Annotated in this window: 19 protein-coding genes; 12 read left to right on the top strand and 7 right to left on the bottom strand. The window is 63.3% G+C overall.

Features of this window, described 5'->3' with window-relative positions; all coding sequences use genetic code 11:
* Positions 1–14 precede the first annotated feature (14 nt).
* The 5 genes from EH199_RS10500 (at position 15) to EH199_RS10480 (ending at position 7,951) form a co-directional block, all read left to right on the top strand.
* Positions 15–1,058 carry an acyltransferase gene (locus EH199_RS10500; RefSeq protein ID WP_124809213.1) on the top strand — a complete coding sequence of 348 codons (1,044 nt, stop codon included), beginning with the start codon at positions 15–17 and terminating at the stop codon, positions 1,056–1,058.
* The gene (locus tag EH199_RS10495; protein ID WP_124809212.1) at positions 1,055–3,001 is read left to right on the top strand and encodes an acyltransferase family protein; all 1,947 of its coding nucleotides are present in this window, start codon (positions 1,055–1,057) and stop codon (positions 2,999–3,001) included. Before EH199_RS10500 ends, EH199_RS10495 begins: the two co-directional genes overlap by 4 nt.
* Positions 3,002–3,351: 350 nt before the next feature.
* The gene (locus EH199_RS10490; RefSeq protein WP_223806610.1) at positions 3,352–3,999 is read left to right on the top strand and encodes a WecB/TagA/CpsF family glycosyltransferase; all 648 of its coding nucleotides are present in this window, start codon (positions 3,352–3,354) and stop codon (positions 3,997–3,999) included.
* Positions 4,000–4,128: 129 nt separating this feature from the next.
* The gene (locus tag EH199_RS10485; RefSeq protein WP_223806609.1) at positions 4,129–6,585 is read left to right on the top strand and encodes a sialidase family protein; all 2,457 of its coding nucleotides are present in this window, start codon (positions 4,129–4,131) and stop codon (positions 6,583–6,585) included.
* A 1-nt stretch (position 6,586) separates the two neighbouring features.
* Complete coding sequence (locus EH199_RS10480; RefSeq protein ID WP_190287223.1) at positions 6,587–7,951, top strand: O-antigen ligase; 1,365 nt, start codon at positions 6,587–6,589, stop codon at positions 7,949–7,951.
* On the opposite strand, the gene EH199_RS10475 is transcribed toward EH199_RS10480, so the two are convergent.
* From EH199_RS10475 to EH199_RS10455, 5 genes are all read right to left on the bottom strand, one after another.
* The gene (locus EH199_RS10475; RefSeq protein WP_190287222.1) at positions 7,901–8,557 is read right to left on the bottom strand and encodes a hypothetical protein; all 657 of its coding nucleotides are present in this window, start codon (positions 8,555–8,557) and stop codon (positions 7,901–7,903) included. The genes EH199_RS10480 and EH199_RS10475 overlap by 51 nt on opposite strands.
* 44 nt (positions 8,558–8,601) lie before the next feature.
* Positions 8,602–10,713 carry an AAA family ATPase gene (locus EH199_RS10470; protein ID WP_124809209.1) on the bottom strand — a complete coding sequence of 704 codons (2,112 nt, stop codon included), beginning with the start codon at positions 10,711–10,713 and terminating at the stop codon, positions 8,602–8,604.
* A gap of 66 nt (positions 10,714–10,779) precedes the next feature.
* Positions 10,780–12,090, bottom strand: a complete 1,311-nt coding sequence (locus tag EH199_RS10465) for an outer membrane beta-barrel protein (protein ID WP_190287221.1) — start codon at positions 12,088–12,090, stop codon at positions 10,780–10,782.
* Positions 12,091–12,197: 107 nt separating this feature from the next.
* Positions 12,198–12,653: a hypothetical protein gene (locus EH199_RS10460; protein ID WP_124809207.1), complete on the bottom strand. Its 456-nt coding sequence runs from the start codon at positions 12,651–12,653 to the stop codon at positions 12,198–12,200.
* Between the two features lie 94 nt (positions 12,654–12,747).
* Positions 12,748–13,440 carry a polysaccharide biosynthesis/export family protein gene (locus EH199_RS10455; protein ID WP_223806608.1) on the bottom strand — a complete coding sequence of 231 codons (693 nt, stop codon included), beginning with the start codon at positions 13,438–13,440 and terminating at the stop codon, positions 12,748–12,750.
* 11 nt (positions 13,441–13,451) lie between these two features.
* Between EH199_RS10455 and EH199_RS24975 the strand changes: the two genes are divergently transcribed.
* From EH199_RS24975 to EH199_RS10435, 5 genes are all read left to right on the top strand, one after another.
* Positions 13,452–13,583 carry a hypothetical protein gene (locus tag EH199_RS24975; protein WP_255420452.1) on the top strand — a complete coding sequence of 44 codons (132 nt, stop codon included), beginning with the start codon at positions 13,452–13,454 and terminating at the stop codon, positions 13,581–13,583.
* 18 nt (positions 13,584–13,601) lie between these two features.
* Complete coding sequence (locus EH199_RS10450) at positions 13,602–14,714, top strand: acyltransferase (protein WP_124809206.1); 1,113 nt, start codon at positions 13,602–13,604, stop codon at positions 14,712–14,714.
* A gap of 180 nt (positions 14,715–14,894) precedes the next feature.
* On the top strand, positions 14,895–17,468 hold the full coding sequence (locus EH199_RS10445; protein WP_190287220.1) for a hypothetical protein: 2,574 nt from the start codon (positions 14,895–14,897) through the stop codon (positions 17,466–17,468).
* Positions 17,469–17,652: 184 nt separating this feature from the next.
* Entirely contained in the window at positions 17,653–18,423 is a 771-nt protein-coding gene (locus EH199_RS10440) for a metallophosphoesterase family protein (protein ID WP_124809204.1), read from the top strand.
* 82 nt (positions 18,424–18,505) lie between these two features.
* Complete coding sequence (locus EH199_RS10435) at positions 18,506–18,991, top strand: Rap1a/Tai family immunity protein (protein WP_124809203.1); 486 nt, start codon at positions 18,506–18,508, stop codon at positions 18,989–18,991.
* 1 nt (position 18,992) lies between these two features.
* On the opposite strand, the gene EH199_RS10430 is transcribed toward EH199_RS10435, so the two are convergent.
* On the bottom strand, positions 18,993–20,012 hold the full coding sequence (locus tag EH199_RS10430) for a class I SAM-dependent methyltransferase (RefSeq protein ID WP_124809202.1): 1,020 nt from the start codon (positions 20,010–20,012) through the stop codon (positions 18,993–18,995).
* A gap of 152 nt (positions 20,013–20,164) precedes the next feature.
* On the opposite strand from EH199_RS10430, the gene EH199_RS10425 reads away from it, so the two are divergent.
* Together EH199_RS10425 and EH199_RS24370 are read left to right on the top strand one after the other, a co-directional pair.
* Positions 20,165–20,959: a metallophosphoesterase family protein gene (locus tag EH199_RS10425; protein ID WP_223806607.1), complete on the top strand. Its 795-nt coding sequence runs from the start codon at positions 20,165–20,167 to the stop codon at positions 20,957–20,959.
* Positions 20,960–21,230: 271 nt separating this feature from the next.
* Positions 21,231–21,374, top strand: a complete 144-nt coding sequence (locus EH199_RS24370; protein WP_190287219.1) for a hypothetical protein — start codon at positions 21,231–21,233, stop codon at positions 21,372–21,374.
* A gap of 105 nt (positions 21,375–21,479) precedes the next feature.
* Here the strand turns inward: EH199_RS24370 and EH199_RS10420 are convergent, their stop codons facing one another.
* Positions 21,480–22,790 (bottom strand): sugar transferase, encoded by a 1,311-nt coding sequence (locus EH199_RS10420; protein ID WP_190287218.1) that lies wholly within the window; start codon positions 22,788–22,790, stop codon positions 21,480–21,482.
* Between the last annotated feature and the right edge of the window lie 182 nt (positions 22,791–22,972).

Genomic DNA, 22,972 nt, shown 5'->3' with positions numbered 1-22,972 from the left:
CGTAAAAAAACGCAATGAAAAAGCTTTACTCGATTCAGTATCTTCGGGCGTTTGCGGCGCTTGCGGTGGTCGTTGTACATGCGATTCTTCATCCGCTGAATGTCGAGATTCCGTCGATCGTCCGTCTGGGCAGCTTTGCCGTGATCCTGTTCTTCGTTATAAGCGGGTTCATCATGGTGTCGGTGACGGGCAACGGCGCTTTTTCAGCTCCGGATTTCCTGCTCAGGCGCATCGCGAGGGTGGCGCCGCTCTATTGGCTGGTCACACTGGTAGTCGCGCTGATAGCGATCGTCTTTCCGATGCTGCTCAAGAATACGACTTATTCGCTGGAGGGCTTTGTCAAATCCGTGCTGTTCATCCCGTTCCGGCGCGGGAATGACGAAATCGTGCCGATGATGAAGCTGGGATGGACGTTGAACTACGAGATGTTCTTCTACGTTCTGTTCGCGGCATTCAGTTACCTGACTGCGGCCAAGCGGTTCATCGGGGTGGCGCTGGTCCTGCTCGGCATCACGCTGTTCAATGCGCTGTTCCAGCCGCAAGGCGTGGCCTTTGAATTCTATGGCCGCCCGGTGGTGCTGACGTTCGTTGGCGGGATGGCCATCGGCCTGTGGCACCTGCGCGGGGGAGATGCGGAGGTTTCCATCGGTTCCGGTCTGGGCTGGCTGCTCGCTGCCGCCGTGTTTCTGGTGGCGGGCATGCGCGTGACGCCCGAGGTGTTGTTCAGCAACCAGGCCGATGCCTGTTTCATGCTTGCCGGAACCTGCCTGGTCATGGGGGGCATCCGGCTGGAATCCGCGCTGCCACGTAGCAACCTGTTGCTTTTGCTGGGCGATGCCTCATACTCGCTATACTTGGTGCATATGTATTGCATCGCCGCATTGTTCATCGTTCTACGCAAGCTGGGGGATTGGGCGATGGATTTCCGTCTTGTGCCTGCTGTTTTCCTTTCCTGCGTGGTGGCGGTGGTGGTGCATTCTTTCGTGGAAAAGCCGATGATGCGCATGTCCCTTAAACCCCGCATGGCGCGGCGCACGGCGGACAGCCTGCCTCGGTGACGGCCACGGCGCACGCAGTCGGCGGCCGACTGCGCCTGGACATCCAGGCCCTGCGCGGCCTGGCAATTCTGCTGGTTCTGGCGCATCACGCGCGCGTCCCGTTCGTGCCGGGCGGTTTTCTTGGCGTCGACATCTTCTTCGTCGTGTCGGGCTTTCTGATGGCACGGATCATCGACGACGGACTGGGCAATGGCAGCTTCACCTTCGCGGGCTTTTATGCCCGGCGCGCGCGGAGACTGCTGCCCGCGGCATATGCCACGCTGGTCGTCACCGCCGCTTTCGCGGTGTTCCTGCTGGATAGCAAGGAACTGAAGGATTTCGCCGCGCAATTGGCCGGCGCCTTTGCATTCGTGGTCAATGTCGTCCTTTGGCGGCAGGCCGACTATTTCAGCAGCGGCGCGGAATTGAAGCCGCTGTTGCACATGTGGTCGCTTGCGGTGGAGGAGCAGTATTACCTCGGCCTGCCGCTGCTGCTGGCGTTCGCTCCCCGGCGCTTCCGCCTGTCACTGGTGACGATGGCGACCGTAGCGAGCTTCGCGGGATGTCTCTGGCTACGCTCGTTTGCGCCATCCGCCGCCTTTTACATGGTGCCGTCGCGGGCCTGGGAGCTGGGTGTCGGCAGCGTTCTGGCACTGGCGCTGGCGCGCGGACGGGTAAAGCCCGGGCGATGGCCGGCGGCGCGGATGCTCGCCGTTGCGATACTGCTGATCGTGCCGCTGGTGGCCGATGATGCGAACCATCCCGGCTGGGCGGCCCTGGTTTGCTGCCTTGCCACCGCGCTGTTGCTCGTGCCGGGCGGAGAGCCGGGCAAGCGGCTTTCCGCCATGCTGGCGCCCATCTGCGCGACGGGCGATCGTTCCTATTCGCTCTATCTGGTCCACTGGCCGGTGTTTGCCTTTGCCGGCAACGTCATGATTGCGCCGGTGCCGTTGTGGGTGAACCTGCTGCTGATCATTCCCTGTCTTGTCTGGGCCGAGGCGCAGTATCGCTGGGTTGAGCGGCGTCTGCGTTCGTTCCGGATGGGCGCGACCAGCTTGGCGGTCTTGCTCGCGATCCCGCTGGTGACCGTGGGGCTGGTCTATGCAGCGACCCTGCGTTCGGGCGCTGCGGTGGGGGACCGTGCACCCAATTTCGGCCTTTCCGCTGCCTGCAATGGCAATGGCTCCACGCTGGAGGATCGCGCCTGCCGTTCCGGACCTGCCCCCGAGACGCTGGTATGGGGGGATTCGTTCGGGATGCACGTTGCGCCGGGCGTAGCGGCGGTCACACCTGGAGGCATCGTGCAGGCGACCAAGACATTCTGCGGACCGTTTGTTGGCGTTGCCGCGGTCAACGAGAAACTCTATCCCCGCAGGCAGGGCGAAGCGTGCCTCCGTTTCAACCGCTCCGTCGTGGCGATGCTGGCCCGGCATCCGGAGCTTAGTACCGTGATCCTGTCGAGTTCCATCGGCCAGTATCTGCCCGATGCCGAACCCGGCTTCGCGCTGCTGGTCGATCGCGGAAACGGCGCGCCTGTTGTTTTGCCACGCAGCGAAGAAGCCTTGCTGCACGCGCTTGATGAGGCCGTGGCGGCGATTCGGGGGATGGGGCGAAAGGTGGTGTTCCTGGCACCGCCTCCTTCGACGGCCACTGACTACGGCCGGTGCGCGCTGCGCCGGACAGAAGGGCGGTGGACCCTGGGCGCGAATGCGGAATGCAGTTTCGCGGAAGCAGAATATCGCTCGGAAAAGCGGGCCGTCCTTCATTTCCTCGAGTCCGCCGAACGCGGACATGATATTGGGGTCGTGCGCATGGATCGCTGGTTTTGTCCGGGCGGGCGTTGCCAATCCTATCGCGACGGCGTCATTCTGTATGCCGATCACGCCCACCTCAGTGCGCGCGGATCGGTGATGGCCGCGCGCGACGGAGGATGGGCGAGCGCGATCGCGGTTCAGGCGCGATGAACGGGAAGACCACGCATAACGTTTTCGAAACTCGGTTATGCCATTGTTCTTCTTGGGGCCATCAAGCGACCTCAGCGCAAAATTTCGCTAGTTTTCTTCTTTTGGGACCATTAAGCATGGCACTATGCTGCACTGCACTACTGGTATTGGTTCTTCATGTAGGCTAGTGAAGCCGTAAGTAATCGGGAGCTATGGTGCGGCTGATTTCTGATACCACTGCCGGAACGCCTGCTTCCGATGAAGCCGATGTGGTGTACATCGGCGGAATTCGTAGTTCGCGGCTGACGCGTGCTGAATTGGCCGAGGTTATGGTCAACGACGTTTCGCGGGCTCGTGCCGGGCAACTTGAAATGCCGCGGGTGGTCGTTGCGACCAATGGACTGGTCATTACCAACTATCATCACGATCCGGATTTTCGCCGGCTGATCGACCAGGCCGATATCGTCGATGTCGACGGGATGCCGCTGGTGCTGGCGACCCGGCTGTTGTGCAAAAACCCCGTGCGGGAACGCGTTGCGACGACGGATTTCGTGCGCGATGCATCGGCGATCGCGGCGGAAACCGGTGTGCGCTTCTTTTTCCTGGGCGCGCGCGATGACCGCGCCGCAAAGTCCGCGTATAATCTGACCAAGGCCTATCCCGGACTGGAGGTGGTCGGTACGCGGAACGGCTATTTCACCCGCGAGGAAGAAGACGATATCTGCGCGCAGATCGTCGCTTCCGGGGCCGACGTGCTCTGGCTTGGTCTCGGCAGCCCCAAGCAGGAAGATTTCGCCATCCGCAACCGGCACAAGCTGGCCGGCCTCGGCTGGATACGCACCTGCGGCGGCCTGTTCGATTTCTATTCCGATTTTGCGCCTCGCGCACCGGCATGGATGCAGAATCTGGGCATCGAATGGATGTTTCGCGCGTGGCAGGAACCGCGCCGGCTGGGATTGCGGTATCTTGCCAGCAATCCGGCGGCTATCTACCATATCCTGACCAAGACGCACGATTAAACGCTTGAAATAGCTTGGAGGAAGCGACTTTCACTCCAAGCGGAAAACAGGTGCGGACCATGCTGGTGCCGGTATGAATTCTGAGCGCGCAGATGCCGGTCGCGCGCCTGGCGATCGCGGTGACATGAAGTGACCACAGCTCCGGCCAGCGTGCATCAGATCGGGATCGAGGCTGGCCGCACCGGCTGGCGCAGGCGTTCGCCTGCGGGGTCGATGGCGCGCGGCCGCGTTTTCAGGGCCGTGCTGCTGGTGATCTCTCTCGGGCTGGGCAGCCTTGCCCTGCTGTGGGGCATGATGCCGCATCTGTTCGAGGACAGCGGCGAGCGCGTCTGGAATCCGCCGAAATCGACACTGGGCGCCCCACGCCCGAACGAGGCGATGGCCTGGCGGCCCGTGGCCATCGGTGGCGGGGGGTTCATCACCGGGTTGTCCGCCGATGACGCGGGCAAGACGTGGGTGGCGCGAACCGACGTGTACGGAGCCTATCGCTGGGACGCGGCGGCGGACCGGTGGGTGCAACTGGTCTCGGCCCGGTCGATGCCTCAGGAGAATGTTGTGCAGGCCGGGGCGGCTGCCGGGGTTTACGAGATCGTCGTGGCGCCGGGCGATCCGAATCGGCTGTATATGGCCTTCATGAACGGTGTTTTCCGTTCCGACGATGGCGGCGGCCATTGGCGGCGCGTGCTTGGTGGGCCTGGCAAGGACGAGGCATTCGCGCTGGACGCCAATAGCGAATTTCGCCTCTATGGCGCTTTCATGGCGGTTTCGCCCGAAAATCCGGATGTTGTAGCGTTCGGTTCCCCTGATCGCGGGCTTTGGCGCAGCGGCGATGGAGGCGGCCACTGGGAACGCGTCGCCGCCGTTCCGCCTGCGCGCGATATGCGGCCGGGCAAGCCCGGCGTGCAGGCACCGGGTATTCTGGTGTGGTTCCGAAAGGATGGGGGGACCACACGATTGTGGGCCGCATCCGCGGGGAACGGTGTCTATGCCGGCAATGCCGATGGGGGCGGAATGGCGTCCGTCGGCGGGCCGCGCTTTGTCCGTCGCGGCGCATTTGCGGCCGACGGCTCGTTCTATGCCGCGGATGGCGAGGAAAAGCGCGTGATGCGGTTGTCGGGCGGCCGATGGGAAGAGTTGACCGCCCGTATAGCCGACGGGCGCGTCTTCGCTGCCGTCGCCGTCGACCCGGCTCACGGAACCGTGATGGTCGGCGATCAGGGAGGGCGGCTGTGGTGCTCGGTTGATGGAGCCACATGGAACATGGCCTCGCGCAGCGCCAAGGTCGGGGACCGCGATCCACCGTGGCTGGCCATCGCCGACCACGCCTATTTCGCCACGGGCCAGATCATGTTCGATCCCAACCGGTCCGGCCGGCTGTGGACGGCGGCGGGAACAGGCGTTTTCACCGCGCAACCTGCGTCTGCCTGCGCACCGGTCGTCTGGGAAAGCCGTACCCGTGGGATCGAGGAACTGGTGACCAACGATGCGGTCAGTGCGCCCGGCTTCCCTCCGGTTTTTGCCGCATGGGATTTCGGCATTCACGTCAAACCGGATCTCGATGCCTTTTCGACCGGATTCGGGCCGCGCCAGCGGATGCTGATCGCCGCGCAGCAGGTGGACTGGACTCCCGCGCGCCCGGGCTTTCTGGTCACCAATGCTTCGGATACCCGCATGGGTTGCTGTTCCGAAGACGGGCAGTCGGTACTGGCCGGCTATAGCGAGGACGGGGGGCGGACGTGGACGCGCTTCGCCAGTTTGCCCACGCCGCCGGGCACCGATCCGGCCGACCCCTGGCGCATGTCATTCGGCACGATCGCGGTTTCGTCGGACGATCCCGACAACATCGTGTGGGAACCGGCATTCAACCGCTCGCCCTTCTATACGCTTGACCGTGGCCGGACATGGTCGCGCGTGGTGTTGCCGGGCGAGATGCTCCCGCATACCGGATCGTTCAAGGACTATTGGCCGCAACGGAAGACGCTGGCGGCGGACCGGGCTGCGCCCGGAACGTTCTATCTTTTACACAGCGGCGATGGCGACAACATCTCGCTCGCGGGGGTGTGGGTCACGCGCGACAAGGGGCAGCGCTGGAGCCGTGTTTTCGCGGGGCAGGTCGTGCCAGACAGTTCGCGCGCGGCCAAGTTGCGGGCCGTGCCGGGGAAGGCCGGCTGGCTGTTCCTGACCAACGGGCAACCGAAATCCCGTGATTCGCGACTGCGGCGATCTGTCGACGGTGGCAAGACATGGACCGTTCTGGAGGACGTGGATGGCGTGGACGATGTCGCTTTCGGCAAGGCGCCGCGCGGCTCGGACATGCCCACAATCTTCGTTTCCGGGCGGGTCGGCGGTCGCTTTGGCATCTGGCGGTCTGTCGATAACGCGCGAACCTGGCAGCGGCTGACCGGTTTCCCGCTCGATCGTCTGGATCAGGTGACGGTAATCGAAGGCGACAAGAACGTGTTCGGCAGGGTCTATGTCGGTTTCACCGGTTCCGGCTGGATCTATGGCGAGCCGGCGCCGTGCCGGCCGGGCACGATTTCGGCCGCCGGCGAGGAAGAGTGCAGTGCGGTGGAGCAGGCGCGCTGAAATGCCTCTGGGAATGGGATCTCCAGGTAGGACGCACAGGCCGGTACTGTCTGCCGACAGGCTGGGCGCTGTTCCCGAAGGCCCGTTCGCGAAAATTCGGGGGCTGATCGAGATTGTTGCCGGGGCGTTGGCCCTGTCGTGCGGGTTCTTCTTCGCCTCGTTCGACAGCATGGAGGGTAGGGCAATGGCCTGCCTGGTCATGGGCCTCTACCTGCTGCTGTTGCTGTTCCGCCCTGTGCCTTTGACCTTCTGGCGAGCGTTCCTGCCGGTGATCGGCCCGGTGCTGCTGGCGATGGCGTGGATCGCGCTGGCGCCGCTGCTCGCCCCTGGGGCCTGGCTGGCACCAGACATGGCGACGGGCAACATCGTCGGTTTCCATGCTGCCGTCATGGCGCTGCTGGCAGGCGCGCTGATCGGGTATCGACACGTTCCGGTGGTGCGCCTGATTGATATCTGGCTGATAATCGTGGCGCTCCAGCTCGGTCTGTCTTTGCTCATGGGGACGGGCGTGCTGGCCGGGCCGTTCGACGTTCCCATGTTTCGCAATGGGCGGCTGACCGGTCTGGCGAGCAACGCCAATATCCAGGCGGTTCTGGCCGGCATCGCCTTGTTGCTGACGGCAGCGCGGGTCGCCGCGCGCTTGCGGCACCAGCGGCAACCCTGGCGCGCTCTGGTGCGCAATCCCGGCATAGCCGCGCAGTTGGGGCTGGTCATACTGTGCCTTGCGGTGATGCTCTACGCCGGATCGCGGTTTCCGCTGTTCGTTGCGGGGCTGCTGCTGGCGGTTCTTGGCGCACGCGCGCTGGCGCGCGGCGGAACGCGGGGGGGGCTTCTCCGGATCGCGTTGATAACGGGTCTTGTCGGAGTGATCAGCCTGGCCGGGATGGCCGATGTCGTCGTGCGCCGCCTTGGCGAACTGGACGTTGGCGCCGCTGTGCGGACCGAAATGTGGTCGCGTTATCTCGCAGCGGCGTGGCGCTCTCCATGGTTCGGCTATGGGCCGGGCGGCTTTCCCACGCTCAACAGCATGCTGTTGCCCGATCCGCTGGTGGCCGAAGCGGCGTGGACGGTCAATTCGCCCCACAACATCCTGCTGCAACTGCTGCTGAAAGGCGGTCTGCCCTATCTGCTGTTTCTGCTGGCGGCGGCGGCGATGGTGGCCGTGCCTGTAGTCCGCCACTTTTCGGGCGGGCGACGGTCGCTGGAAGCATGGGGCATTGCGCTGGCTCTCGTCTTTCTGTTCGCCAACGGCATGATCGATATCTGCCTGGACGTGCCGGCGACCACCTGTTTCGCCATGTTCCTGGCCGGCGTGTTATGGGGCACTGCCCGCCCGGTTCCGGTAGTCGGCGTCTCCAAGCCGTGACCGGCGCCATTCCGTAAGAAGCGGAACGAAAGCGTCGGATTGCCGTGCCATCGCGAACACGCGATCGCGCAGGGATTTGTCTATGCGAGCGAGCCAGACCGCTTCCGCGACGCTGCGCGATCGCGTTTCCGGCGACAGGTCGGACCAGTTGCGGAAGGCATAGGCGACGCGCCAGGCGCCAGCATTGCGCTGGTATGGGGCATCGGCATAGCTGCGTTCGAACGCCTTGCGCGTTTCGGCATCGCGCTCGCCCCGGCGCTGGGCCGTGCTGAAGGCCACCATTGTCCATGCTTCCCCCCAGATGGGGCGCGTGGCGGTGGCTTGCAGGGCGTCGGTGCGCGCGGCATCAAGCAGCCGGCTGCGCAACACCGGATCGTTTTCGGCGCCAGCTGCGAGCACTTTCATGTTGGCCGACGACAACAGCCCGCGCGGGGGGAGACTATCCGTGCCCGCCTGAAGCAGCGACGGTCCCGAAAGTGGATAGTTGCGTTCGGCCAGGAGGCTCAACACGCCGAGCTGGCGGATCAGCGGCGCAACGGCCTGTTCCGTCCGGATGACACCGATGGACTGCGCAAGGCACAGCAGCACGGCACCGGCAACGCCCAAGCTGACGAGGCGGTCATACGGAAAAACCCGACGACCGCCTTCCATCAGGCCGCGGCGCGATAGTACTGCGTGTACTTCTTGGAATAATAGAGACCGCCGATCGCCTCGGCCGCGGAATCGACCATCGTGTAGATCACGCCGATCGGGTTCGAGCCGTCCGACTGCAGCCAGTTGACGGCGGACGCGGCGGCTTGAGGCGGCGTGGAAGCCCAGCGCACCGCCAGAACGGTGGCGTCGGCCATTGCGGCCAGGAAGCGGCCGTCAGCCAGGCCCACCAGCGGCGGAAGGTCCAGCACCACGAAATCGTAACGGTCGCTCAGCTTGTTCAGAAGCGTGACCATGCCGTCGTTGCCGAACAAGTCTTCGGAACTGAAATACGGCGCGGAGACCAGAAGCTGATCCATGCCTTCGACATCGCCCGGGTGGATGGCTTCCGCTTCGCTCGCGGTGCCGTGCAGCACCTCGACCAGCCCTGGCCCCGAACCGGGGTTCTCGACGATATGCCGCACCTGGGCACGGCGAACGTCGCAATCGACCAGAATCACGCGTGAGCCGTTGAGCGCCAGGGTACGGGCGAACGACAGCGACGACGTGGTCTTCCCTTCGCTGGGCAGCGCGGACGTGAAGGCAATGATCTTCGGCGGCTTGGCCGACTTGACCCCCAGAATGGCGGCCCTGGCAATACGGAACGATTCGCTGAACAGCGAGGTCGGCTTTTCGAGCAGCGTGCGCCCCGGGTTCGATGAACGCGGCAGCTTGGGCACGGCGGCCAGCACTGGCAGACCGAGCGTGGATTCGACGTCGTCGATCGTGCGCAGGCCGCGAACCATCATTTCCTGGAAGATGATCGTGGCGATGCCCGCGGCGAGGCCGACGACCAGCGACAGCACGCTCATCAGCAGGCGCTTGGGGAAGGTGGGTTTGGTGGGCACGTCGGCCCGGTTGACGATCACGGCCTGCGAAATCTGATTCTGCGACGCCTGGGTCGATTCGAGCCACATCTGCGACATGCGGTCATAGGCCGCGCGCTTGGCTGCCGCATCGCGCTCCAGGCTGTCGGCGATCACGGCCGCACGCGTGTTGCTGGCCTGTTCGCCCGCCACGCGGCCCATCGTCGAGCGCAGGCTTCCGGCGCGTGCTTCCACGGCCGTCGTATTGGCACGCAGGGATGCCACGGCGCGTTCGGCTTCGTCGCGGATCTGCTGGTCGATCGACGCGAGCTGATCGCGCACACGGATGCTTTCCGGATGCCTGGGGCCGTAACGGGCCTCCACCTCGCCCTGATTGCGCAGGATTTCGGCCCGCTGACGGCGCAAGTCGTTGATCACCGGGGAATTGCGGACCTGCTCGACAGAATCGAGATTGCCGCGCTGGATCTGGCGTTCGGCGGTGCTGAGCGCGGCGCGTGCGGCCGCGGCATCGGATTCGGCCATGGCCAGCTGGCTGGACAGCGGGCCAACCTGCTGGTCGACGATCGTGCCGGCGTTTGAGCCGGAACCCTGCGCGAGGCCCGCCTGGGCGCGGTACTGCGCAACCTGCTCGTCGGCCGCGCGCATTTCGGCGGCCAGCTTGTCGAGCTGTTCGCGGAACCAGTCGGCCTGCCGGGCCGCCGTTCCGGTCGAAGTGTTGACCTTGAGGTCGAGATACCCTTCCGCGACGGCGTTGGCGACACGCGCGGCCTTCTGCGGGTCTTCGGAGGTGTATCCAACGGAAATCAGATAGGTCAGCTTGTCGCGGCTGACCGAAAGGCGGTCGAGCAGTGCGCTCGCCAGAGCCGCATCGCGATCACCACTGACATTGCCGGCCTTGCGCACGCTTTCGAGCAGCTCCGGATCGTTCTCAAGCTTCAGCGCCTTGACGACGCGCTGCGCGAGTTCCGTGGAGCTAAGGACGGCAACCTCGGTCTCGATGGATTCGGGACTGAGCGCTTCCTGAGGCTGCTTGTTATTCAGCGGATTGCGCGATGGGTCGATGCGGATCAGCGCGGCCGCAGTATAGCGCGGCGTGATCAGGGAAATCCCGGCAACACCTGCGACAGTGATGGCCACGGTTACGATAACCAGCGTCAGCCACCGCCGCCGCAAGGTGTCCTGAGCGCTTTGCACAAAGTCCGAGAAGCGTCCCGCTGGTGCTTCGTTTTGATGCGTAACTTCCATGTCTCTATGGATTCCTCAGACGATTGTGCGGTGCACTATAACATTGATTTCCGCGGTGCACCAAGATCAGTATTGCAGCGTTGCGCCGAACAGGACGCGGAACTCGTCGAAATCGGAACCCAACCCCGCCCCGTTGCGGTTGCGGCTGGTGTAGGAAATCGTCGAATTCAGATTCAGCCTGCGATTCGCCAGATAGCGAGCCTGCCCGCGAACTCCGACGACATCATTCTTCAGGTTCGTTCCGACATAGTTCTGGTGCGAATAGTCCACCGAACCGCTTAAGATAAGATTGCGCAGCATCTCATGATCGATCTGTGCCCGTATCCGGTTGTCGAAATAGCCGGTCGTGCCCAGAATGTTCGAATCCTCGATCGTGCGGCTTGCGGACAGCGAAAGCGTGGTGAGTTCGGACGGGAAGTATTCCAGCCGGACCTGCGCCGCGAAGCCATCGAGCGTGGGATAGAGCGAGGGGGTATCATATTTGCGGTGCGTGTAGCCCACGCCGATCGAACCGCGCAGCAGGCCCGCCAGATCGAGATTCATCCCCGCGAGGAAGCGGACCGCATCCGATGACCGGTTGGGAGCGCCACTGAGCAGCAGATTGTCATAATCGACGCGTTCGTAACCCAACTGGCCGAAGACAGTGGCGCTTGGGGTAAGCGCGTACTCGACCTGCCCGGTGACGCGCCATGCCTCGCGATTGCGGTCCCGCTGGCTGCGGATCGTGCCGTTGCCCACGTTGATCGTGCTGAAATCGAGATTGGTCCAGTCGAAGGCCAGCGTCGTGCGCGCCTGGCCGGCCTGATAGCTGCCCCGCAAGGCGGCATAGGTGCGCAAGTAGCTTGAAAGGACCGTAAAATCGCTCTGAATGCCGCCCGAGAATGGCGTTTCATAGATGCGGCCGATCTGGAATTCCGGGGTGACGGCGATGTCTGAACGTACATCCAGCCGGCTGAGCACGCCAAGATCCCAGTTGTTCTGGTTGCGGCGCGGCGTGCTGAAAAAGCGCTGGAAATCGCCACGCGCGCGCGCGCGCAGCTGGTGGCGGTTCCAGTCGGATTCGACGCGCAGCGCAGGGCTGATGCCGGCGAAGCCATCGGTATCGCGGTTGCTGCCGGAAAGCAGGACGTTGTCGGTGAGTCCGGCATAGGTGCTCAGCGAGGGGAAAACGTTCAAGGAGCCAACGTTGATGCCCAGCGGATCGTAATCCGGGCGAGCCTTTTCCTGTACGCTAACGTTGCGGCCCTTGTCGAAATCCGGCGGTATCGCGGTATCGATCAGGACGGAACCGCTCGCCGATTGGGCGTGAGCCGAGGTCGCCACGGCCGTGGCGACGAGCGCCAGCGTGAACGAACCGATGATGTTGAACCGTTTCACTTTATAGTTTCCCCAGTTCGCGAAACCTCCACCCAGGCGGACGATCCGGTCGCAGACAGCAGAGTTAATCCTTCAATGCGCGGCCTTCGCGGCGCGGGCGCGTGGCCTTACGACGTGTAGTTCGAAGAACCGCCGCCAACGCCGACCACGGGCGAGCCGAATGCGCTGTTGCCAAAGCCATCGCCACCGCCATTGATCGCCCCGGTGCCTCGCCGCAGGGTGCGGCGCTTGAGCGCTTCCGCGACGTTGAGGATGGCTTGCCGCTGCACCGCGGAAAGCGACGGCGTGCCGGCAAGGCTTTCAAGGGCGGCAATGGCCGCCTCGTTGGAACAGGATACCTGGCTCACCGCGAACAGGGTGGCGCCTTCGTAGTCCTCCAGCGTCGCGTTGGCCGGAAGCTTGGCGAACTCGGACAGCACGGGGCCGCTCAGCGCGCAGGTCTCGGTGCTTTGCGGCGCGCCACTTCCGTTCTGGCCCACGGCGAAATCCGGCACGATGGCCAGAAGCGATACCGTTGCCAATCCCGCCGCCAGCAGGCGGGTTCCTCGATTTTTTCCCAGCATTTTACAACTCCCTGTAGAAGTCATGCAGCCTGGGACCCTCAGTGCGACTTTATCAACTCAAGAGTGCTGCAGAAAACGATTCAGAAGAAAACGGTTAGAAATAACGCTCGCCGATGCGAATGGTATCGCCCGGCAAAACTCGAAGATCAGGACTGACTTGAAACGCCACTTCCTCGGTGGTGCCTGCCCGCCTGATATAGACGATGCCGCGCGCTGCGCGCGGGGTGAAGCCCTGCGCGGTGGCGACGGCGTTGGGAACCGTCAGGCCTGCGGAATAGGGATACTGGCCAGGCGCCTTGACTTCCCCGAGAATGAAGAAGGGCCGGAAATTGATAACCTCGACGCTGACCTTCGGATCGCGCAGATAGCCATCGGCCAGCTTCGTTTGCACGGCAAGGGCCACTTCCTGCGGCGTCCGGCCCGTGCCTTGCACGTCACCGATCAGCGGCAGGGAAAGGTTGCCGGATGATCCGACCGCGAATTCCCCGGAAAGCGTTGGTTCGTTGAAGACCGTGACCCGAATCTTGTCGCCCGCGCCAAGCTTGTAATCCTCGATGGTATCCGTGTTCGCGTTCGCGACATAGCGATCGCCAGAGGAAACGACCTGTGCTGGCGCGCCCGCGCAGGCGGTCACCGTGCAAAGCAGAACTGCGCTGATCAGGATGCGAAGGAAAGCAACAACTTTCATCATGCCCGGTCCGGTCTTCCTCATGTCAGGGTCACATATTACGCATTCGCAGTATAGAACAGTATGACGTTGATCACAATGACTATCCATGTGTTGCATCGCGGGATGTCTTGTTTCAGGACGGACTCCCAGGGAAATATGTTGCACTGGCGTTGCTGCGCGGCAACGATCCCGACACCGTCCGGCAGATTCAGGAGAGTGAAAGTGCCGACGACGGGGACGAGGCCGGCAAGGCCGGATGACATCGGAAAGGCGGTCGGGTGAGCGGTCAGGCTGGTTCGGGGCATCGCCTCGTTGGCATCCAGTTGTTGCGGGGGCTTGCGGCGTCGATGGTCGTGGTGTCGCACGCGAACACCATGATGGGACATGGCGAATTTTTCGGCCTCAGTCCGTTCCCCATCCTCGACACCGGGGCCTTCGGCGTCTCGATCTTCTTCGTCATCAGCGGCTTCATTATCGTTTTTGTTTCGCTGAACGGGCAGGGTGACGCCCGTGTGTCCACGGGCACGTTCGCCTGGCGGCGTTTCGTGCGGATCGTGCCGTTCATGTGGCTGTGCACCCTTGGCTACAATCTCCTGAGCTATGCCGGAACACATCAGGTCGAATGGGGGCCAATGCTGAGGGCACTGGTTCTGTCGCCCGTCGGGGAACTGAAGCCCAATGTGCTGTGGTCCCTGCGCCACGAACTGATCTTCTATGCCCTGTTCGCGGTGGCTTTGCTGGGAACAAGGCGCCGGATCTGGCTGCTTTATGCCTGGTTTGCGGCGCCGCTGGTTTATGCCGCGCTGTCCCAGGCCGGGTTGTTGTCCGCGCTGGCGGACAGACCGCTTGCCGCAGAGTTCCTGAAAGTCCTGCTCATGGGCAGCGAAGTTGGTGCGAACTTCCAGTTCGCTGCCGGCTTCCTGTTGGGCATCCTCTATCTGCGCTCGGCGCCGATCCTGCGTGCGCGGGCGTGGGCGGGCCTGCTGGTCGCGGCCTTCGCCGTGATCGCGGCCGATGTCGTGGTGGAAGCGACCGCCATCCCCTCCGGGCTTTGGCGGGCCGCGGCGTGGACTGCGCTGGCGGCGCCGCTCGTGTGGCTGGCGCTGGTCGCTCCCCATGAAGATACGATTCTGTCGCGCGCTGCCGAAGCCCTGGGCGACGCGTCGTTCTCGATCTATCTCGTGCACAACCCCGTGTTGCTGATTCTGTTTCGGCTCGCCCGCCCATTGGCGGCGCATGTGCCACTTGCCGGGCTGTACTTCGTGTTCGTCGGGGGCGCGATCGTTGCCGGGATCATCGTGCATCGCCTTGTGGAGCGGCCGCTGCTCGCTTGGGCATCCGGTCGATCGCCTCACTTCCGGGTGACGGGAGCGGGACGCGCCCAAGGCTGAAAGTCCGCGGCGTGGGCTTGCCGGTGAAGCCTGCTTTGAGGGCCTGGCCGCACTATCATCGGCAAATATATAATGCGCAGTTTACCTTTGCGTCTAACTTAAGCGCAATTCGCTTGCCCCATAAGTCGACCCAACTTGGTCGGGGCGCAAGCGATGTATTACAATGCCATCGGAAAAGTCATGCCGGAATCCGGCAAGACTACTAACTGGACGATTACGGGATCGGCAGGCGGGGTTCGCAACGGCACCGCAGGTAACGATATCTTCCACAGCATAGCGGGCGATACGCTCGTCGGCGGTGCCGGAGATGACGTCTACAACCTGTGGGACGCGGCTTCGACGGTACGCGAAAATGCCGGCGGCGGGGTGGATTCGATCTACGTCCGCTTCTGGGGTGGCATGGCGCTGCCCGGCAATGTCGAAAACCTGTACCTCGTTTCGGCGGGATCGAACTGGGGAACGGGCAACAATCTCGACAACCTGATCGTCGCGGGCAACACGGGCGCCACGCTCAACGGCCTGGGCGGGAACGACGTGTTGGTCGGCGGAAAGGGTGCGGACGTGTTCCGCGTTGCCGCCGGGAATGGTTCCGACGCGATCGTCAACTTCCAGCCGGGATGGGATGTGGTCGATCTCGATGGCTATGCGATCACGTCGTTCGATGACCTGCTGGCCCGCTCGAAGCAGGTCGGCGGGGATGTCAAGGTCACGTTGTCATCCTCTGAAACCCTTGTCTTGCGTGGTGTGGCGCTGTCGAGCCTGACGGCGGCCGATTTCGATCTGCCGCTTGCGCCAGTTTCGGCGGCCGACGGTGCCATCGTGATCGACCGGCCCGGCGCCGGCTGGAATTTCAACGGCTGGTATGCGCTGAACAACACCTGGAACATCAGCGGCCTGGCCTGGGGCAAGGACGTGATGGTCACGACCCAGTTCTCGCCCGGCAATGTGACCGATGGGGCAACCTTTTCCTGGTCGGCACCGCTTTCCACCAGCCTGACGCCCACGATCCTGGCGTTCCCGGAACTCATCTTCGGCATTAGTCCGCTGAACCCGGCCGGCGTGAATCCGACGGATACCGAGCACGTCTTTCCCGCGCGTGTGGGAGACATCACCGCGTTCACGGCCAAACAGGATTTCGCCTATACGGGCAACCTCGGCGGCTTCAACGTCGCCTACGACATCTGGTTGACGAGCAAGCCCGGTGGCAACGCCAGCACGATCACCAACGAAGTGATGATCTGGGTGCACAAGGGAGCATTCGAGGCTTATGGCGCCGCCATCGGCACGTATGTATCGCCCGACGGCCAAACCGCCACGATCTATCACAAGGACACCTATACCGCGGTTGTGTTCGACAAGGATCTGCCCACCGCCACGGTCGATGTGGCCGCGGTCCTGAAGGCATTGCAGGCGCTGCACATCGTTTCGGCGGATGAATATGTCGGATCGGTCGAACTGGGGGCCGAAGTCGTCTCGGGCACGGGCCGGCTGGTCGTCAAGAATCTCGATCTGTCGCTGACGACGCAGAACGCGGATGGATCGCAGACGACCAAGGTGGTGACGGGCGAAGGCACCACGGTTTCCACGATCGGCGCGCCCAACAAGGCGCTTGAGGCCGCATGGGCCACCACCACCGTGGATGGCACGACGACAGAACGCGATGCCTATGGCAACGTGCTGACCAAGAAGACCGTGCATCAAGCGGATGGTCATGTGGTGGTCACCACCTTCGATGCGGCCGGCAAGGCCGTTGCGGTAGACACGTCGACCAAGGCGGATAGCGCGATTACCACTGTGCATCAGGACGGCGCCGGAAAGACGCTGGGCAGCACGGTCTCGGACTATTCCACCGTCGGCTCCATCTGGACGTCGGAGTACGACGCGTCCGGGGCGAAGCTCTTGACGAAGCACAGCGTGATTCAGGCTGACGGCAGCACGGTGACGCAGTTCTATAACGCCGCGGATGCGCTCGTCCGCGCGGAAAAGACCATCGTCCAGTCGGATGGCGTGGTTACCCAGCACTTTGATGCCAATTTCGTTCTGACCGGGGCGGACAAGGTGATGGCCGGACTGGGGGTCACCCAGCACTTCGACGCCGCCTTCAACCTTGTCGGCGCGGACAAGACCATCGTTCAATCGGACGGATCAACGATTACCCAGCATTACGACGGTGCCTTCAAGCTCCTGTCGTGGGACATGGTGAAAGTCGCCAATTCGGCGGTGACCACCTATGCCTATTCCGCGAACGGTGTGCTGACCGGTATCCATGTCGATCGGATAGACCCCGGCAATATCGTCAAGACGATTGATCTCGATGCCAAATGGAACGCATTGTCCGCCAAGCTGACCGGAACCGCCGGGAACGATGTTCTCACCGGCGCGACTTACGCCACGGAGTTTCACGGCGGTAGCGGATCGGATACCATCCGCTGCGGTAGTGGAGTGGACACGATCTACTTCGATACGGCAATCGGCCATGGCGACGTGGACACCATCCGTTCGTTCAAGAGCGGAACCGACAAGCTGGTGCTGGACAGCGGGATCTTTTCGGCATTGGGCCATGGCGGTGCGCTGGCCGAAGGCGCTTTCGTGATCGGCAAGCAGGCGATGACGCCGGATCAGCATCTGCTGTACGACAAGGCCAGCGGCGATCTCTACTATGACGCGGACGGTAGTGGGGCGCAGGCTGCCGTGCTGTTCGCACACTTCGAGAACACCGCCACGCTGGCCGCGCACGATTTCGTTCTTATCTAGGGTCAGGACCCTAGCCGGTTGGCGGAACCGCGCTTCCGCGCAGGCTGGCGGAGCGGGCGCGCCGTCGGTTGACAGCGCATGAAACCCGGCGGTTAATATGCGGTTTGGGTTGATGGCGCTAAACCAGCGTCACCACTGGAAACTGGTATCTGGAGATAGGCTTGGCGAAGCGGAAGATCAGACGATGGCAAGCGTGACGGCAGGGCAGCGCGCCCGCCCGGCGACGGATCGTGGGGAACGCATCTACGCGATCGGCGACGTGCATGGCTGCTATGAACTGCTGGTTGCCCTGCTGGCGCGGCTGGACGAACACGATGCGGGGCTGCCCGCCGCGCGGTCGCAGCACATGCTGCTGCTGGGCGACCTGATCGATCGCGGGCCGGATTCGGCCAAGGTGCTGGGCTTTCTGTATGATCTGACGCGCGAGACCGATCAGGTCCTGGTGCTGCAGGGCAACCACGAACAACTGATGCTGCGGGCGCTCGATGGCGAGCCGGGCATGCTGAAGGCGTGGATGCGCGTGGGGGGGAAGCAGACTCTGCAGAGCTTTGGCATAACGCCGCCTGATCCGGATGAGGATGTGGACATCGCGGGCTATACCGCGATGCTCAATCGTTCCTTTCCGCGTCCCTGGATCGACTGGCTGCGCGCCTTGCCGTTGCGCGCGCGGTCAGGCGATTACTTTTTCTGCCATGCGGGCGTGCGGCCCGGCGTGGCGCTCAACCGCCAGACTGCCACCGACCTCCTCTGGATCAGGGGAGAATTTCTGTCCGATCTCGGCGATCACGGTGCGGTGATCGTGCACGGTCACAGCGTTCATACCGAACCCGAGGTACGGCACAACCGGATCGGCATCGATACCGGCGCCTATCGCACGGGCATCCTTTCCGCGGTCTATCTGGAAGGGACGCAGCGGGGCATCATTACGACGGATTCGCTCATCAGAGCAGCTTGACGGTAGCCGCGCCAGGGGCGATGGGATGGCCACGGCGGCCAGGCGTCTGGATTTCCCGCATCCGGCATGAATGGAGCACCCGGTGTCCTTGATCGCTTCGCTAACCCTGCTTGCGGCCGCCGGTACGGGACGCCTGGGTTTCCTCACGGCGGGCGAACTCGCGGATCGCTGCAATGACAGCGCGCCGACCGGCATCACCTATTGCTTCGCCTATGTCACGGCGGTCTACGATACGATGCGCGCCTATGAAATCTGGTTGGGCGAGCGCGAGTTTTGCGTGCCTGGCACGATTTCGCAGAGCGAGTTGCGGCGCAAGTTCGTCGATTACGTGGCAGCGCATCCGGACAGTCGCGCGGGGCTTGCCGCTTCGGGCGTCGCCATCGCGCTGAAGGAAGGTTACAAGTGCGTCGTGGGGCTTGATGAGAATGCCAAGGTGGACGGATTGCCAGGCTTGAAGCTGGTGCCGCCACCCGCCGCACCGGCATCATTGCCCCCGCCGCGTCCGTCGCCGGCCTCTCCTTCGTCGCCACCGCCTGCATCGACGGTTCCCGCGCCGGCCACACCCTGATCTATCCTGGCGGCGTTGAAGCCGTACCTTCCACCTTGGTCTGTGCGATGTTGCCGCTGCGGGCGGCGGCTTCCAGCGGCAGTTGCTCGTCGTAGAACCGTACCAGCCCCTTGAGATCGAGTGGCCGGTCGGTCTTGCAACCGAAGAAGAACAGTCCCGCCGCCGCGTCCAGGCTGCGGCGCGGCGCGCACCACCGGTCGAGCAGGCGGAGCCAGACGAGCGGAAGCGTCAGCAATTGCCCCAACTTGTTGCTGCGTGTGAGCGCAGCCGCGAGATAGCGCAGGGCGAGAAGGCTGGCGGTGCCGGGTCCGGAGGACGTCCCGGCCGCAATCACTGCAAAATCGCGGAACAGCCAGCGATGGCCGCTGGGCGACCAGCGCGTAAAATCATAGGCTTGCTCGTGCACCGGCCAGAGGAACGGCGTATCGGCGAAGACCAGCCCGCCGGGCCGCAGAACGCGGACGATCTCCGCCACGACCCGCCCGGGATCGGCGACGTGTTCAAGCACGGCCTGTATCCATACGGCGTCGATGCTGCCATCGGCGAACGGAATTGCGTGAGCATCGGCCACAAAATCGGTTGTTTGCGAGGCATAGATGTCAAAGCCGATCAGATCGATGTCTGCCGCTGCGTAGAGTGCCTCCGCCCCCGCGCCAATCGCGCCGCCGCCCACCACCAGTACGCGGGCGCGATGCGTGCCCGGCATCGCCAGCCTTGCCAGCATTGCCTGCGCGATGCGGGGCGCGATGCGATTAGTACCGTTCACCGCACGGGTCAGCAGGGCGCGCCATCCGCCCCGCCGGATCGGACTGGCGGCGGCGCTGGCGAGTACCGCGTCCCGATCAAGAATACTGTTGGAGAAATCGACCAGCACCGGCTTGCCGCCCACCACCGGGAATGGCACGCTTGCGAGCGCGCAGTTGCCGCATTGCAAGCCGCCATCGGGCGTATGGCGCAAGCTGGTGCGGCAGCGTGGACAAACCAGATCATCCTGCCAGCGGCTCGACGATGTCTCGATCACAATTCCCCCTTCCGGAACGGACCGGCCTGCTCGGATTCATGGCATAGAAAGGGTGATGCGCCAAGAAGTTGCCGGCACGGCGGGAGAGTCTCGTCACTGGTCGTAGGCGGTTGTCCGGCCTCCGCACCGTGCTTGACAGCCCTGGCGGTGTGGTGGACAGCGAACAGGCAATTCCGCGGGCAGAAAGAGAGGCAGACAGCATGGGATTTCTCTTTCGCCGCCGCCCCAGGCTTCCGGCAACGGCCAAGGGTGACCGCGTCTATGCGATCGGTGACGTCCACGGCCGTCTCGATTTGCTGACCGAGCTGCTGGACCGGGTCAGCGCGCATCAGCGTGGTGCATCGGGCAAGCGATGCCATCTGGTACTGGTCGGCGATCTGGTGGATCGGGGGCCGGATTCCGCGCCGGTCGTCGAGCATGTGTACAATCTGCAGAAGACGACCGGAAACGTGGTCGTGCTTCAGGGCAACCACGAAGACATGATGATGGCCGTCTATGGCGGCGACGGTCGTGTCTTGCGGCCCTGGATACGTTCCGGCGGGGATGAGACGCTCCGCAGCTATGGCCTTGCCGTGCCAGAGGCGGATGCCGACCCGGCAGATACCATTGCCGCCATGCGCGAGCGCATTCCCGCGCATTTGATGGAATGGATGGGGCGTCTGCCGCTGTCAGCGCGGTCGGGCGATTACTTCTTCTGTCATGCGGGTATTCGCCCCGGCGTGCCGCTGGCGCGGCAAGGCCGCAACGACCTGCTGTGGATTCGCGAGGGATTTCTGGATGATGCCACCGATCATGGCGTGGTGGTCGTGCACGGGCACAGCATCACCGCGTCGGTTGATTGGGCGGACAATCGAATCGGTATCGATACCGGCGCATACAGGACCGGAACGCTGACGGCGCTGGTGCTTGACGGGGAAGACCGCGAAATCATCACCGCCGGAATGTAATTCCCGGCCGTTTCGCACCTGACTGCCGGCGCGCCAGGTTGCGGTGCGAATAGAACAACAAGTCATCCCGACCGCACCGGAAGTGGAATTTCGGCTCATTCCTGCGCATGAAATGCTGCGTTGCGGCGCGCTTGCCGGACGGGAGGCACCGCCGCGTGCGCTGGCGTGCCGGTCATGACCGCCGCGGGACTCTTGCAAATCGCCGAACTTTGCCCCAGATTGAGACAATAATAAGAAAAACCAGTAAATGTTTTGGAGTGGGAGCCAAACGATGGGTCGTACTGGAAGCGCAACGTATTTCTGCAGCGATGGTGTCGATGAACGCGCTATCGTTACCATGGTGGTCGGACTGGGACTGGGCGCCGCCTTCTGGGGCAGCGTGTTTCTGGCGCTGACGATACCGCTGGCCTTCTGAATTCGCCACGTGATTGCGTTCCGATAACGCGGATACCTTCGCCGGGGTGAAAAGCGGAAGCCTATGCGCCGCAGGTCAGGGGCTTCCGCTTACCTGTCGCCAGTATCAGTAAGCGTTCTTGTGCAACACCACGCCGAACGTGCGGATCAGGATCAGCACATCGCGCCAGATTGTCCACTTATCGAGGTATTCGAGATCGGACTGAAGGCGATTTACGAGATCTGACTTGCGGTGCGTGGCGCCGCGATAGCCGCGCACCTGGGCCAGTCCGGTCAGGCCCGGCTTGATCGCGTGACGGTGCCAGTAGCGTTCGTCGATGTGCCAGAACAGCAGGTTTTCAGCGGTTGAGCCCAAGGCATGCGGACGCGGGCCGACGATGCTCATATCGCCTTTCAGCACGTTGATGAGCTGTGGCATCTCGTCAATGCTGGTGGCGCGAATGAAGCGGCCGAACGGGGTGATGCGATCGTCATCCCGGCTGGCGGAGCGGCTGCCGACGGCATCCGAGCGGCCGACATACATGCTCCGGAACTTGAGGATGTGGAACAGCCGGTTCGAGCGGCCGACGCGCGTCTGCACGAAGAACACCGGTCCCCGATCCTGCAGGTAGATCACCAGGGCGACGATCACCAGCAAAGGCGCCAGAAGGAACAGCACGGATCCTGCCACGGCAATGTCGAACAGCCGCTTGATGATACGATCCTTCAGGCCCAGCGGCCCACGTGAAACGATCAGCGTGGGCGTGCCGTCCTGCCGCGCCACGCCGATCGGTGACAGTTCGGTCATTTCCGGCGCGATGACTTCGCCCTGCACGTTGGCGCCCTTGAGCGTTAGCGCCCATATCTGGCGGCGTTCGGGCGGGCACTGGACGACCACGCGATCGGCGTACTGAATGACTTCGGCGAAGCGATCATACGTGGCCGGGCTCAGCCGGGAAGGATTGAATACTTCGCCGGATTCCACAAGGATCGTGCAACTGGCCGAGGAAACCGCAGGGGCGGGAACCCCGTCATAGACAACCACGACTTCATAAGGCTCGCCACCTACCAGCGCGCTTGAATGGCGCACGAACAGATAGCGCAGGACGGCGATGAACAGGCCCGAGAGCAGTACGCCGGCGACGAACGTGGAGCGCGACCAGCCCTCGCTGGCCTTGAGGAAAAAGGCGACCAGCATGATCACCGCGGTGGACATCGCGAATGCATTGGTGGCGCGACCGATGCTGGTCCAGCGTTCGTGCATGATCGCCGGGGAGTAAGCACGCATCAGCAACGCGATCGGGACGAAAAGCGGAACGAGAAGGGCCATCTGATCGAGACCCTGCCCGTTGTCTTCGTGAAAGATGTGCAGGTTGCTGGCGAGCAGGAAGCCCGCCGAAATGGCGATGATGTCGCCCAGCAACATCATCAGATACATGCGCAGGCGCAACATGGCTTTGGAGGATGATCGGTGACTGCTCGATTCGGCAGACTGTTGATTTCCGCTGAGAGTTGACCCGGGATTTCCATCGAGAAGTGACCCGGGTGGGTAATATGTCCCGCGATACGGGCGGTGGGTCAAGCGGGTGATTTTTCCTTTCTGGATTTGGGTGCTGCCGA

The organism is Novosphingobium sp. LASN5T (assembly GCF_003856955.1).
GTDB lineage: Bacteria > Pseudomonadota > Alphaproteobacteria > Sphingomonadales > Sphingomonadaceae > Novosphingobium.
The sequence above is the reverse complement of the archived record's forward strand: the minus strand, read 5'-3'. Positions and strand labels throughout refer to the sequence as shown.